The organism is Mesorhizobium sp. M7A.F.Ca.ET.027.02.1.1 (assembly GCF_004022985.1).
In the GTDB taxonomy this organism is placed as follows: Bacteria; Pseudomonadota; Alphaproteobacteria; order Rhizobiales; family Rhizobiaceae; genus Mesorhizobium.
In genome coordinates, this window is sequence record NZ_RZOL01000143.1 from 1 (window position 1) to 14,220 (window position 14,220).

The 14,220-nt window shown below is 63.3% G+C and carries 12 protein-coding genes; all 12 read right to left on the reverse strand.

From position 1 onward, the window contains the following. The coding region (locus EN749_RS17100) for an SdrD B-like domain-containing protein (RefSeq protein ID WP_281061917.1) at positions 1 to 594 on the reverse strand (594 nt) is incomplete at its 3' end. A 192-nt stretch (positions 595 to 786) separates the two neighbouring features. Beyond that, the gene (locus tag EN749_RS17105) at positions 787 to 1,557 is read right to left on the reverse strand and encodes an exodeoxyribonuclease III (protein ID WP_127269168.1); all 771 of its coding nucleotides are present in this window, start codon (positions 1,555 to 1,557) and stop codon (positions 787 to 789) included. A 4-nt stretch (positions 1,558 to 1,561) separates the two neighbouring features. Then, positions 1,562 to 2,206, reverse strand: coding sequence for an alpha/beta fold hydrolase (locus tag EN749_RS17110; RefSeq protein ID WP_127269167.1), 645 nt, complete (start codon positions 2,204 to 2,206; stop codon positions 1,562 to 1,564). Between the two features lie 232 nt (positions 2,207 to 2,438). Then, positions 2,439 to 3,554, reverse strand: coding sequence for a tetratricopeptide repeat protein (locus EN749_RS17115; protein WP_128363582.1), 1,116 nt, complete (start codon positions 3,552 to 3,554; stop codon positions 2,439 to 2,441). Continuing rightward, positions 3,551 to 4,456 (reverse strand): Ku protein, encoded by a 906-nt coding sequence (locus EN749_RS17120; protein ID WP_128363583.1) that lies wholly within the window; start codon positions 4,454 to 4,456, stop codon positions 3,551 to 3,553. The genes EN749_RS17115 and EN749_RS17120 overlap by 4 nt, the downstream gene beginning before the upstream one ends. A gap of 227 nt (positions 4,457 to 4,683) precedes the next feature. Next, positions 4,684 to 7,176 (reverse strand): DNA ligase D, encoded by a 2,493-nt coding sequence (ligD, locus tag EN749_RS17125; protein ID WP_128363584.1) that lies wholly within the window; start codon positions 7,174 to 7,176, stop codon positions 4,684 to 4,686. A gap of 43 nt (positions 7,177 to 7,219) precedes the next feature. Continuing rightward, positions 7,220 to 7,444: a hypothetical protein gene (locus tag EN749_RS17130; protein ID WP_127317999.1), complete on the reverse strand. Its 225-nt coding sequence runs from the start codon at positions 7,442 to 7,444 to the stop codon at positions 7,220 to 7,222. A gap of 217 nt (positions 7,445 to 7,661) precedes the next feature. Next, complete coding sequence (locus tag EN749_RS17135) at positions 7,662 to 8,843, reverse strand: glycosyltransferase family 9 protein (RefSeq protein ID WP_348629355.1); 1,182 nt, start codon at positions 8,841 to 8,843, stop codon at positions 7,662 to 7,664. A 94-nt stretch (positions 8,844 to 8,937) separates the two neighbouring features. After that, positions 8,938 to 10,161: a GNAT family N-acetyltransferase gene (locus EN749_RS17140; RefSeq protein WP_127809765.1), complete on the reverse strand. Its 1,224-nt coding sequence runs from the start codon at positions 10,159 to 10,161 to the stop codon at positions 8,938 to 8,940. Between the two features lie 12 nt (positions 10,162 to 10,173). Beyond that, positions 10,174 to 11,403, reverse strand: a complete 1,230-nt coding sequence (locus tag EN749_RS17145) for a GNAT family N-acetyltransferase (RefSeq protein ID WP_128289404.1) — start codon at positions 11,401 to 11,403, stop codon at positions 10,174 to 10,176. 8 nt (positions 11,404 to 11,411) lie between these two features. Next, positions 11,412 to 12,719: a hypothetical protein gene (locus EN749_RS17150; protein WP_127397079.1), complete on the reverse strand. Its 1,308-nt coding sequence runs from the start codon at positions 12,717 to 12,719 to the stop codon at positions 11,412 to 11,414. Then, positions 12,716 to 13,885, reverse strand: coding sequence for a glycosyltransferase (locus EN749_RS17155; protein ID WP_128363585.1), 1,170 nt, complete (start codon positions 13,883 to 13,885; stop codon positions 12,716 to 12,718). The genes EN749_RS17150 and EN749_RS17155 overlap by 4 nt, the downstream gene beginning before the upstream one ends. Between the last annotated feature and the right edge of the window lie 335 nt (positions 13,886 to 14,220).

Sequence of the window (14,220 nt, forward strand, 5' to 3'; positions counted from 1 at the left end):
CTCCAGGACGTGCCCGTTCCCCGACATGGAGAGGGTCGCTGGTCCATCGCCGGCAACGCGCCCGCTGACGCGGCGCGGCGGTGCCAGACCGACCGGCAGCAGCATCTCCTGCGATACCATCCCGGCCGGCGAACCCGGCAGCGGCATGAAGTGTCGGGACTGAATGTCATTTTCGCTTTTCGCCTGCCAGCCGGGCGGTACCGAAACCACAAAGCGCCAGTTGCCCGGCTTGCGGATCACGGCCTTTCTGCTTTTCACCGACATGGGAAAATTGGCAAAGCCGGCATTGTTGGTGCGCGCGGATGCGGCGAGCTTGCCCGCCTCGTCATACAGCCGCACCATGATCCCGGCCATCGGCCGGTCTCCGGCGCCGTATTTGCCGTCGCGATCGACATCGAAATAGACGAAGGATGAGTAATTGAGCATACCCCCGCCGGCGTTCCATTCGGTACGGACGGCATAGTCGGCAGCCGGATTGGTCTGCCGCCGTCCCTTGCGGCGGCTGCGCTTCCGCCACAGCAGCCAGGACATGACAGCAGCCGCAAGCACGACAATGGCGGCGGCCAGTATCTCGACGGCGCCCAAGTCAGGCATGGAGCCTCGATTCACAAATCTCGTGGGGGGTTGCGTTCACGGGCGATCCGGCTGCGTTGGAGTACTTTGCCGACAGGTTATTGCATGTCGGCCAAAAGCGAACCCGGATTGGGACAGCAACATGCATCGAGACAAAAGACTTTAAGCGCGTTGCAGGGACCCGTTCAAGCGCGACGCAATGAAAGCAGTCGCCTACTTCAATTCCACCCACACCGGCGCATGGTCGCTGGCGCCGTCCTCGCCGCGCACGTCGCGGTCGATGCCGGCGGCGGTCAGGCGGCGTGCCAGTTTCTTCGACAGCAGGATGTGATCGAGCCGGAGGCCGGCATCGCGCGGCCAGCGGTTGCGGCGATAGTCCCAGAATGTGTAAAGCGTTTCCTTCGGATGCTTCTTGCGCAGGGCATCAAGCCAACCCTGGTCGAGCAGGCGCTGGAACGACGCCCGGCTTTCCGGCTGCACCAGCGCGTTGTCGTCATAGGAGCGGGTGGCGTAGATATCGCGCGGCTCGGGCACGATGTTGTAGTCGCCGGCCAGCACCACCGGCAGGCCGGTGTCGAGCAACTGTTCGGCATGCACCTCCAGCCGCGCGTGCCAGGCGAGCTTGTAGGCGAATTTCGGACCGGGCTGAGGATTGCCGTTCGGCGCATAGAGACAAGCGACGATGATGCCGTTCACCGCCGCCTCGATATAACGGCTCTGCCTGTCGGCATCATCGCCGGGCAAGGCATCGCGGGTCAGCACTGGCTCGGCGCCCCGTGCCAGGATGGCAACACCGTTCCACGTCGGCTCGCCCTTCCACACCGCGCCATAGCCGGCCGCCGCCAATGCCGAGCGTGGAAACTGCATGTCGCGCGCCTTCAGCTCCTGCAGGCAGGCGACATCGGGCTTTGCCACAGCCAGCCATCCCAGCAGGTTTTCAAGCCGGCTGTTGATGTTGTTGATGTTGAAGGAGGCGATCTTCATCGCTTCAGGAAGCGATCCGACCCGACCACGCCTTGACCGTCTCGGCCAGCATCTTCAGATGGTCGGCCGCCGAAAATCCCGAGATGCTCTTGCGAGGCTTGAGATCGTGGTCGCCGTCCTCCAGCCAGATGACCTCAATGCGATCGGAAAGGTCATAAGTCGCAACCTCGTCCCTGGTGCCGAACTCGTCGCGGGTACCTTGGAAGATCAGCGTCGGCGTCTTCAGATCGGCAAGGTGTTTGGTGCGCAATTGCTCGGGCTTGGCCGGCGGATGGAAGGGATAGCCGAGGCAGACCAGCCCTGAAATCTCGCCCTTGGCAAACATCTCGTCGGCGACCATGGAGGCGACGCGCCCGCCCATCGACTTGCCGCCGATGATCAGCGGTCCCGTCACGCCCTTTGCCCTGAGGTCGGCTGTCGCCTTGATATATTCCGGGTTGACCGTCTCGGCCCGCGGCGGCGGTTTGCGGTGGCCGTAGCGGCGGGCAGCCATGTAGTGGAATTCAAAGCGCGCGACCTGTAAGCCGGCCGCGGCCAGCGCCTTGGCGGTGGCGGTCATCGAAGGCGAATCCATCGACGCGCCCGCACCATGGGCGAGCAGGATGGTGGTGGGCGCGGTGTCGGGACCGTCGAAGAGGAAGTGGGTCATGCTGTGATGTCCGGCGCGACGGCGACGCTGCTGATCTCCCCCCTCGTGGGGGAGATGCCTGGCAGGGCAGAGGGGGGCGTGAAGGAATGCCAGCCTTCGGTCATGCTTGCGTGCGGGAACACGCGCCAAAATTGGCCGATCTGTTGGCGGGACAGCGCCCCCCTCTGTCCTGCCGGACATCTCCCCCGCAAGGGGGGAGATTGGCTGTCATCGCGGCCTTTGCCAATCATGCTCACCCCGCCGTCCGCGCCAGCTGCAGATCCACGAACTGCACTCCCTTGGCTGCAACCCGCGCCCATTCCGAATCCGCGTCGAGTTCGAGATAGCGCACCCACAGCCGCCGCGCCTCTAGCAGATTGCCCGCGTCGAACTCCAACCTCGCAAGGTTGAACACCGGATCGGCATAGGTCTTGTCGAGCGCGATCGCCTTCTGCAGGTGCCTTCGCGCCGAGGCTTCGCGACCTTGCTCGCTCATCAGTCCGGCCAGGTTGAACCACGCCTCGACGAAGGCCGGGTCGAGTTTTATCGCATTGATATAGTCATGAGCGGCGTCCACCGCGTGGCCGCCGGCGCGCAGGCAGTTGGCGCGGTTGAAGGCGGCAATCGCATCGCTCGGATCGATGGCCAGGCAACGCTGGTAGAGCGCGGCGGCCCCATCATGGTCGCCCTGCTCCTCCGCCGCTTCCGCCTCGGCGAACAGCTCCTCCAGCGTGTCGTCACCCTCTGCCCCGGCTGTTCCGAGATCGAACAGCAACTGCCCATCGAGTTCGCTCTGGCCGCCTTCGAGATAGATGGCATCGGCGCGCCCATGCTGCGAGCCGACATTGAGCGACTTGGCGGTCAGCGACGCCACCGGGCCGGAGCGGTGGACGGAGCGCGCGATCGCCGCCCATGTCGCGCCGCCGGCGATGAGCCCGGCATATTTGCGCGCCAGGATCAGGTCGCGGAAGGAATAAGGTTCTGTGTCATGCTCGAACGCATCGAACAGCGACAAAAAATCGAGGTCGGAGCCTGATAGCCGCGACTGATCGATCAGCGATTGCCGCGACAGCGAAGACGCCTCCGGTGTCTTCATCAGTCCGAGAAGGCGCAGGAATCCGTTCTCGCTGATCAGCGTTCGACCGGCCGCGCGCTCGGCGGCGACACTGCGCTCGATCCCGGCATCGCCGTTTTTGACGAGGCCTGCCCTGGCGAGAAGTGTCCGGCCGCAGACGACATGCGTGGTGCGCCTGGTGATACCGCGCCGCAGCTGGCCGTGCTGGCGTTCCACTTCCCGCGCAGCCAGCCTGAGCGGAAAAGCCGCCAGCGCGCCTATCGTGCCGAAAACAGCGCCGGTCGGTGCCGTCATTTCTTGCTCTTGCCGACCGCCTTCAGCAGATTGGCCTTCAACGGATTTTCAGCAGCACCACCCGCTGCCGCCTTCTTCGCGGCGGGCTTGGCAACCTCGTCGGCCTTGCTTTTCGATTTGGCCGGCGGCTTCGATTGCGACAGGCTGGCCTTCAGCGCATCCATCAGGTTGATGACATTGCCGCGCTCGGGTGCCGCCGCGATGATCGGCTTGTGGCCTTTCAGCTTCTCGCGGATCATCGTCATGAGTGCCGCCTCGTAGCGGTCCTCATAATTCTTCGGATCGAAGGTGGTTTCCTTCTGCTTGATCAGCGCCTCGGCGAGCTGCAGCATTTCGGGGTCGGGCTTGCCAGCCGGGATGTTGCCGAAATATTCAGCCGTGCCGCGTACTTCGTTCGGGTTCCTCAAGGTGCACACGAACATACCGTTATCGCGCGCGCCGATCGTCACCACGCGCTCGCGGCTGGACAGCACCAGGCGGGCGATCGCCAGCTTGCCGGATTTGCGCATCGCTTCGCGCAGCACGGCAAAGGTCTCTTCCGCCATCGCACCGTCGGGCGCCATGTAGTAGGGCGCATCCTGATAGATGACGTCGACCTCGTCCTCGTCGACGAAGGCCTCGATGTTCATCGTGTGATTGGATTCGATGCGCACCGCATCGAGGTCGGCATCATCGATGATGATGTACTGCTTGTCCTCGTATTCGTAGCCCTTGACCAGATCAGCACGCTCGACGAGCCCCAATTCGGGGTCGACCGGTTTCATGTTGATGCGGTTATGGGTCTTCTTGTGCAACTGGTTGAAGCTGATGCGCTCGCTGGCGCTGGTGGCGGGATATAGCCGCACCGGACAGCTCACGAGGCTGAGTTTGAGGTAACCTTTCCAACTTGCCCTGGGCGCCATGAAACACTCCTACGCGGCCATGCACTGACATTTGCTGCAGCGCTTTTCGTCCGAAGGACGATTGGCGCTGAGGAAATCCTACACCGACCCCACACGATACAGGCAAATCCCTGACGAAATCTTCCGGTACGTCTTTGAGGTCGTGGCGGAGAGAATAATTCAAATTGTCGGAAGCGTCGATGGACTTGGAATTGAGACGCTGGCGGGACTGCGCCCTCATCTCGCGACTACTTCCTCGTTCCCTCGAACACTGGCAAATCCCGCGCGAACTCGTCGATCTCCGCCCACGGATCACCCGACGTCGCCAGCAGCCCCGGCAGGGAGGAATAGTTCAGATCCTGCGGCGCATCGATGGATTCCAGATCGCTCCAGCTCACCGGCGTCGAGGCCGGCAGATTGGTGCGGGCGCGCAAGGAGTAAGGGGCTGCGGAGGTGTGGCCGCGCGCATTGCGATGATAATCGATGAAGATGCGCTTCTTGCGGTTGTCCTTGCCCATGGTGGTGGTGAAGGTGTCCGGCGCCGTTGTCGCCAGATGCGTGGCGATGGCGCTGGTCGCCTGGTGCAGTTTCTTCCAGTTCTGCTTGCCCGTCACCGGCACGGTGATGTGGATGCCGCTGCCGCCGGAGGTCTTGGCGAACGGCACCAGCCCCAGGCGCTCCAATTCGCCCTTGATGTGCACGGCGGCCTCGACCACCTCGCGCCATGAAATCCCCTCGCCCGGATCGAGGTCGAGGACGATCTGGTCGGGTCTGTCGAGGCCGGTGCGGTGGGTGCCCCAGGTATGGAACTCGACGACGCCGAACTGCGCCAGCGCCAGATATCCTTTCGCGCCTTCGACCGAGAGATAGGATTTGGTCTCGCCCTCGGAATTTGTCGCCTCGAATGTCACCACCGAGGGCGGCATGCCGGTGAAGGCGTGGCGCTGGAAGAAGCAATCCTTCGGCAGGCCGGTCGGGCAGCGCACCAGCGACACTGGCCGGCCGAGGATGTGCGGCAGCATGAAATCGCCGACCAGCGCATAATAGACGGCGATGTCGAGCTTGGTCGGGCCGGTCTTGCCGAACAGCCGGCGCGTCGGGTTGGTCACCCAGATGGTGGCAAGGTCGGCCTCGGCGATCAGCCGCTTGCGTTTGGACGAGACCGGCGTCGACAGGCCGACATCCCTCAAACCGCGGAAGACGCCGTGGCGCAGTGCGTTGTCCGATGTGCGGTTGGCGTAATGGATGCGCGCCGACAGCAGCGGCCGCACCCAGTTCATCTCGCGCATGATTTCGCGCGGGACGCCCTCGGGCGCGGTGGCGCCTTCCCGCAGCGGCTCCAGCCTGGCGAGCAACTCACCGGCGGTGGCGGCATCGAAACCAGTGCCGACCTTGCCGCGATAATGCAATTCACCACCCTCGAACTCTGCCATGCCGAGCGCCGCCAGCCCTTCGGCCGCATCGGAGATGGTGAAGCCTGCGATGACGAAGTCGTCCGACAGCAACGCCTTGGTCTTGGTCCAGCTTTTGCTTCGGCCGCTCTGATAGATGGCCGTGGCGCGCTTGGAGACGACACCCTCCAGCCCCAGTTCCGCCGCCTGGTCGTAGAGCCCCTGCCCCGAGCCCTCGACATGGTCGGAGAACTGGATGGCGGAATTGGCGCCGAGGCCCGACAGCATCTGCGCCAGCAGCGCCTTGCGCCGGACCAGCGGCGCCTTGGTCAGGTCCCAGCCGTCGAGATGGAGAAGATCGAAGGCGTAGAAATGGAGCTTGCTGCCGGCGCCCTGCGCCAGCGCATCCTGCAGCAGCGCGAAGCGGCTGATGCCCTTGGCATCGAGCACCACGATCTCGCCGTCGACGATGGCGTCGCGGCACGGCAGTTTGGCGAACGCATGCGGCAGGTCGCCATAGCGCTTCGTCCAGTCGATGCCGCCACGGGTGATCAGCTTGACCGCGCCCTCAGTAAGATGCGCCATGGTGCGGTAGCCGTCGAATTTGATTTCGTGCAGCCAGACCTGTTGGGTGTCCTCGCCATCCGGTGGTTTTGGCACCTGCGTCGCCAGTTGCGGCTCGATACGGGCAAGCATGGGGGCCTTGAACGCACCCGGCAGCGTGCCGGGCTTCAGCGATCCCTGTCTGGGCGCGGGTTTGGCGGCTGGCTTCGCCGGCGCCGCCAGCTCCTCGATGCGCAATCCGGATTTGACGCTTTCCGGCCGGGCCGTGAGGATGTCAAGCGCGGTGTCGGCGGCGAGGTCGCGCTCCTTGAACAGCAGCCAGTTCTTCTTGTTTTCGTCTTCCCCGGGTTTCGGCTTCAGCCGGGTCAGCATCCAGCCGCCATTGAGCTTGTCGCCGGCCAGCCGGAACTTGAAGGCGCCGGTGCGCAAACTCTTTTCGACATCGTCCATCGGCGCCCAGCTGCCGGTATCCCAGACGATCATCGGGCCGCCGCCATATTCGCCCTCGGGAATGACACCCTCGAAGTCGATATATTCGAGCGGATGATCCTCGGTCTCGACCGCCAGCCTTTTGTCGGCGGGATTGAGCGAAGGGCCGCGCGGCACCGCCCAGCTTTTCAAGACATCGCCGACCTGCAGGCGCAGATCATAATGGTCTGCGGTGGCGTGGTGCTTGTGGACGACGAAGCGGTTGCCGTCGCTGCTGACGAGCCCGCCAACCGGTTCCGGCGTCTTGGAGAATTCGCGTTTGGCGCGATAGGCTCTGAGCTTTGGCGGGGTGGTCATGGCAAAGGTCGAAGCACGGAGGCCAGGAACAAGCCAGTCGCGCTCAATCGTCAGCAGCCGGCGTCAACTCGAGCTCCGCCGGCGACAGTCCCTGCTGCAGCTGGCTCAGCCGGAATTCGTCGACCCAATAGGCCTCGCCGTCGACCAGCACCCGGGCCTGGTAGCTGCCTGCCGAAAAACGCTGCGCGGTGATGTAGACCTTGTGACGATCGAGCGCCTTGCGCACCGCGGCGCGCTTGGAATTCTGACCTGTGACGGGACTGAACATGACACTGCCCTCGGTCGCCCCAGACACACAACGCGGCCGCTGCCGGCAGCCTGACGACTGGGGTCAAGGATGGCGGAGACGCGCCGTCCTGTCAATTTCGCGGACAGCGCAGGATGCGGCCCGGTCAAATTTGCCAATCTTTTGAAGATGTTTGAGCCTTGGCCTGAATCAAGACGTGAAGCGCGCCGCCAAACAATCGCCCGTCGCTGTCGCCCTGCTACGCGGCCGGCATGCCCGAATGAGCAGATTTTTGAACTTCCGTGCCGATGAGATCGAGTGTCACCGCCGCAACATCGGCAACCTGGAGCCGCTGGACGCAATAGACCCCACCGGCGTTGCTTTCTTTACACACACCTGGAGCGATGCATGGGCAAGGCATGGGCGGCTGGAGCGTCCGGTTGGGAACACCGAACGGGCCCCATTGCTCTGGCGACGTCAGACCGTACAGCCCCACCGCTGGAGTTCCGACAGAGGCCGCGATGTGCATCGGGCCGCTCTCATTGCCAAGAAAGATCGACGCTTCGGCCAACAATGCCGTCAGGACCTCAAGCGAGGCTTTTCCGACGACACTTGCGACCGGCGATGCTGCCACTTCAAGGATCCTTTGCGCGGCAAGCCCTTCATCCGGCCCGCCAACAAGGAGGGATCGCAGCCCGGTTTTGGCGTATACTTCGTCGATGACCGCAGCAAAATGTTGCGGCGGCCAACAACGTCCTTCGAACCTCGCGCCGGCATGCACTGCCACGTACGACTTCTTCGCCAAAGCGTTTTCCGCAAGAAGCCTGGCACACTCTTCCTGGGCAGTACTGGTCGGCTGCAGCCGAGGTGTTGGATCCTCACAATCCAGCCCAAGGGCGCGGAGAGGAGACAGGTTCCTGTAGAGATAATGCGGTCCGCCATGTCCGAAGGTCGCGGCGAGAACGTTTGCAAGCTGGATTTCCCAGAACTTCATCGGATGCTCGGAAGGATCGAAGCCGACGCGAAGTGGAGCGCCGATCAAACGATGCATGATCCGCGAGGTTTTTGAATCGGTAAGGTCGATGCTAAGATCAAATCTTCGACGCCGCAGATCAGAGATGACGCCACGATAGTCGCTCAAACGCTTGCGCAGAGTCCTTCCTCTGCCACGGGATTCAAAGCCAACGGCAACGTCGGCGATCCCTTGCGCGACGATGAACTCCTTGAGACCCGGCGCACAAAGCATGGTCACCGATGCTTGTGGATAAGAAAGACGTAGATTGCGAACCAAAGCAGATGTCAGAACGACATCTCCAATGTACTTCGTTTGGATAATGAGGATGGAACGAATCCCATCTCCTAAACTTGCATTCATCGAGATGATCTGCCGAAAACGCCAACTTAAAAAAATCCGCCCGTGACACTCATTTCTGAACGTCAAGCCGCGCTTTCAGATATAGAGTTAACCGACCCTGTCAACAAGCTTGCCTGCCGGCCTTGGTGCTCTGCATCGCAGGACCGGCAAACGCTCGTCCTCAGTCCTTCAATCGCCGCAAGCGGCGCGTCAGGCCCTGGACGGCCTTGAGCAGCCGGGGACGCGACCGCGTCATGCCTTCGACCCGGCTGCGCAGCAAAATGGCTGCGTTCGCAGCCCTGCCCCGCACCGTCACCGGTTCGCAGATCTCGGCCAGTACCGAGCTCGAGGCACCGATATGTTGCTTGTAGCCCTGGCCGCCGACCGACAGGTCGAAATAGTCGAAGCCCCGCTCGCATCCCCACATCATCAGCTTGCCCATCGTCGTCAGGCCGGGTGAGACATTGGCGACCGCATTCTGGTCGATGCCGAGCAGGAGGGCGTGAAGTGTGCCTTTTCTGACCAGCACATAGATGGAGGCGAGCCAGGCTTCACCGACGCGTAGTCCGAAGAGCCGCACCGATCCATTGGACAGGCCTCGCAGCGCCGCGGCGCGGTAGAAATCGACGACCGGCGCCTCAGTCAGGAGGTCGAAACGCCCGAGCTCACGGAAACGCTTGAGCCGCAGTTCCAACAGCGCATCCAGGAGCTCCTCGGCCAGATCAGGCGTGTCGGCCTCGATCAGAGCGAGGCCACCAAGCTGTTCGAAGCCGCGACAATGCTTGCGGAAGGCCTTGGCGAAGGACGGCTTGCAGATCCGCTTGATGAGCGTCTCCGGATCACCATGCAGGACGAGGCCGGAGCTGACCTGGATGGAGTCCCGCGCCACCGAAAGCAATGCCAGCGGATTGGCCACGCCGTGGACCTGCTGCGGAATTCCCGCGATATGGATGCGATCCGCCGGTGGCAGCACGGCACGGACCGCCGCCCACATGGCGTCGGCACTCTGCCTGGTCCACGCTCTCCCATCCGCCAGCAGCGGCACTGAGTAGTCGCACACGCGACAGCTCAGCCATTCGATCACGTGGTGGCCGAGAGCCCGCCGCCGCATCAGCGGCAGCAGCATGGCCGGCGCGCCGGTCACGGCGTCACTCACCTCGACGAGGACCAGATCCGCTTCTTTGGGCATCAGCCGTGCGGCGATTCCTTCGACCCAGGCATAATGCTGGTGGGCAGTGCAGACGCCGTGAGCTTCAAGGAGCAGCCATAGCAGCCTTACGGTGTCGAAGCTGGTGTGCAGCCGAGCCGTGAAGTGCGCGGTTGCATCAACGTTGGCGACAGCAGGGGAAACCGGCCCACCGGGCAAATCCTTTATCGGAGTCGTTCCCGCCGCGTAGCTTGCCACATGCTTCTCCCGTCATTCTGATCCCCCGCGCAGGCGCCGCAAACCCCGCATCAGTCCCTGGAGCCTTTTCAGCAGCCGAGGTTTGGAGCGCACGAACACCTCGGCCCGGTTGCGGATCTCGATGGCTGCGCTCACGGCGCTGCCTCGCACCGTAATCCCGTGGCAAAGCTCGCGCAGACCCGAACCCAAGGCACCCATATGTTCCTTATAACTCTGGTTGCCTACCGACAGGTCGAAATAATTGAAATCGCGCCCGCGCGCCCAGCTCATCAACTTGCCCATGATCAGAAGTCCCGGCGAGACATTGGGCACCGCGCCCTGATCGATTGAGATCAGCAGAGCATGAACGGTGACTTGATGGATCAGCAGGTATTGGACCGCGATAAGAGCTTCACCCACACGCAACCCGAAGAGCCGCACCGACCCATCCGACAGGCCCTCGAGAGCAGCGTTTCGATAGAAATCGACAACCGCCGCCTGCGTCAGCAGGTCGAAGCGGCCCAGTTCGCGAAAGCGGCTGAGCCGCATCCGGACCAGGCCGGCGAAGATGACCTCCACCAGGGCCGGCGTGTTGGCTTCGACCAGTTCCACGCCGCCAAGCCGTTCGAGGCGACGCCAGTCCTTGTTGAAAGCCTTGACGAAGGATGGCCGGCATAGTCGCTTGAGGACGGTCTCCGGATCGCCGTCGATGGTGAGGCCGAAGCTGGTATGCAGGGAATCGCGCGTGGCCGCCAACAAGGCCAGCGGATTGGCGACACCGCTGATCGATTGCGGAATTCCCCTGATCTGGATACGGTCCGCCGGCGGCAGCACGGAACGCACCGCGGCCCACGCGGCCTGCGCCGACTGCGTCGTCCACGGGCTCGCATCGGCCAGCAACGGTGCCGAATAGTCGCAAACGCCACAGCTCAGCCACTCGATCACCCGATGGCGGAAAGCCGGTCGCCGTATCAACGGCACCAGCATTCGCGGCACGCCCGTCACGGCGTCGTTTACCTCCACGATGAGCAGTTCGGCACCTTCCGGCATCAGCCGCGCTACGATCCCCTCGGCCCAGGCATAATTCTGGTGGGCGGTGCACACACCGTCCGCCTGGAGGCGCAGCCAGAGCGGCCTCACCGCTTCCAGGCTGGTGTGGAGCCGCGCCGTGTATGCATCGTTGGCGACGACGGTGGCCGGATGGGAGGACTGGCCATCGGGCGAGCCGGTCGCCGCAGCAATTTGCACCGCCTGGACTGCCATATTTTTTCCTATCGCTTTGCCGTGGCGAACGACAGCGTGCGCCGCCACGCGCCCAACCGGCTGTCGCGCGCCTCGTCGGGATGCTCGATATTCCACATGCGGTGATGCGCGAAATACCATGATGCCACGAGCACGAACATCTCCGAGACGGCGGAACCCAACAACGCCCACGGCGGAGACGCGATTGCCAGCAGGGCCGCGATCAGTGCCAGCCCGACGACCGCGCCGCCCGTCGTGGTGAACGCGACGATCCGAAAATCGCCGAGTATCTCAAGCACGATACGGGGCATGATATAGAGCATGATCGGGACAAAATTCGCGATCACGAAAAGTCCGATGAACCAGGTCGAAGCGTCCTGGAGAGCCTGGGATTTTATCATCGGCAGGACGAACATGATGGCGCATCCATATGCAAGGCCGCCAAACCCCATGACGAGCGCCCAGATCTTGGCCTGCGTCCAGACACGGCCTGTTTCATTGTTCCGCATCAGCCTGGCGAGATCCGGCTGCGTCATGTTGACGAAAGCAAGGCTGATGATGCGCAGCGGGGCAAACAGCACCAGAACCGCCGCCAGCGGTGCGTAGGCGGCAGGACCGGCAATGCCGGCGACCAGCAGCGCCAGACATTGACCCTGGATGTTGGTGGTGGTCGCGCTGAATGCCGACCAGCGCAGCTGGGGCCACAGTCTGACATAGCGTCGCCGCGTCGGCATGCGGAAGCTGATGCGAAGCGAGCGCCGCGCCAGCCGGACCAGGACGAAAATGCCGAATACATTTGCCGCGGCTAGTGCATAGAACACGGTCTGCAGCGGGTCTTGGACCAACCAGATCGACAGCCCGGTCAGGACACAGCCGGCGACTGTAAACGCGCCATCGCTGATGGAGACGACAACCTGCTGGCGCCGTGCGAAGAAAGCCGTGCGCATATGGCTGCGCAACGACCAGGCACCGACGAAGCAGCCGGCGGCAATTCCGCTTGGATCGCCAAGGACATGCATCAGGACTGCCGTGCCGACGGCCATCAGCAACGCCACGATCAGCGCCGCCGTTCCGAACGCCACGTCATAGGTATCGACGCCGGCGCTGTTGGTGCTCTTGCTCATCCAGATGCTGGCGGGAACGGCGGTGAGTGACCTGATATAGGACAGGCCGACACCGCCCATCACCATGCCGATGGCGAAGAGGCCGTAGCCCTGCGCCGACAGCATGTGCAACAGCATGATGTTGAGGGCAAAATGAAAGCCGCTCTGCATCGCCTCGCCGCCGATCATCAGCACGAGGCGTCGAACCAGATGGCTCGGAAACGCTAACTTCACGGCCGCGTCTCCGCTTCGCGGGCAGCAGGCACCCTGCCCGGCCGCGCGATGGTCGTCTTCAGCTTGTCGGCGGCGATCGCGGTGATCGCCGCGGCCGCGACCGGCTCGCTGAAGATTGCCTCGTAGCGCGCGCGCCCGGCAGCGACAAACCCGCGCCAGGCCTGAGGGGCGAGGATGATCTCCTGCAATTTCGCGGCAAGGGCTGCTGCGTCGCCGGGCGGAACATGCCAGCCGGTCTCGCCGTCGCTGACCACTTCCACCAGCCCGCCAATCGCCGACACAAGCGGCGGCCGGCCATAGGCCATCGCCTCGATGGCGACGCGCCCCAGCGATTCCGGACGCCGCGACGGCACGGTGACGATGTCGGCCCAGCGGTAGTGCTCCGAAGGGTCCGGCACGAAGGGCAAGACATTGACGCGCCCGGTGAGGCCCATCGTCTCGACCAGTTCGGCCAAAGCGCGCTCACGCTCGGTGCTTTCGAAGGCGCCGCCGACCAGCCGCACCTCGATCCTCGACTGGAGTTCTGCCGGCATCGCGGCGATCGCCTCCAGCAGGACCTCTTGCCCCTTGATCCGGTTGATGCGGCCGAGCAGCAGCACGCGCAACGGGCGCTTGCCGTCATAGGTCGTCGGTTCGACCGCCGCCGGCCCGGCAACGCCGTTGTAGACGACATGCGTGCGCGCGGTCTTGGGATCGCCGAAAGCGGCGCGCGTCGCGCGCGAGTTGAAGATCAGATCCGCGTGGCTCCAGCGCATCAGGCCGACGAGTATCCTGCGCATGGCGCCTTCGGGGATCTCGTGGATATGCAGGACGGCTTTGTGAGGCAGCAAGCGCGCGGCCAGCGCATAGTCGGCCACGATCGAGGTGTTGACATAGACGAGGTCGCAATGCCTGAGGCGCCGCCACGCCCTGAACACGGCAACCGGCAATCGCGCCATCTCGACCGTCGCCAGCCGCGCAATCGCCTGGCGCCTCAGCACCCAGAGCGGTTCAAAGACGATACGGCTGGCATGCGCTTCCAGGATCTGCACGATCGGCCCGCTGCGCGGCAAAACCACCTCGATGTCGGCCGACGGAAACGCGGCGCGCAGCGCGGCAACGCTCTCCGCAAAGCTGCGGTCAGAACCATAGAGTTCATAACCCTGATGAACGCAGGCAATCCGCATCTTTATATCCCGCCGGGTGCTACAACCATCGCGCTGGGCGATTGTGGCAGAAGCCCGTCCGCAAGAATCATGCCTGGTTCGATACGTCCGACTATCGGTTGATATGTCCGACTATCGGTTCGATACGCCCGACCGCCGGCCGTACGCCCCAGGCATTGCTTCGTTTCGATACAGCTACGCACAGAAGGGTTGACCGAGAATGAAACAACCATCGGCTTCAACACCGTTTTTTTACAACCCCGCGCGATGATCCCTCGCAGGATACCGAAATCGGGAGCTGGCACGGAAGTTGCCATCTGCCCATTATAAATTAAGCAATATCTAATGTATGAGAC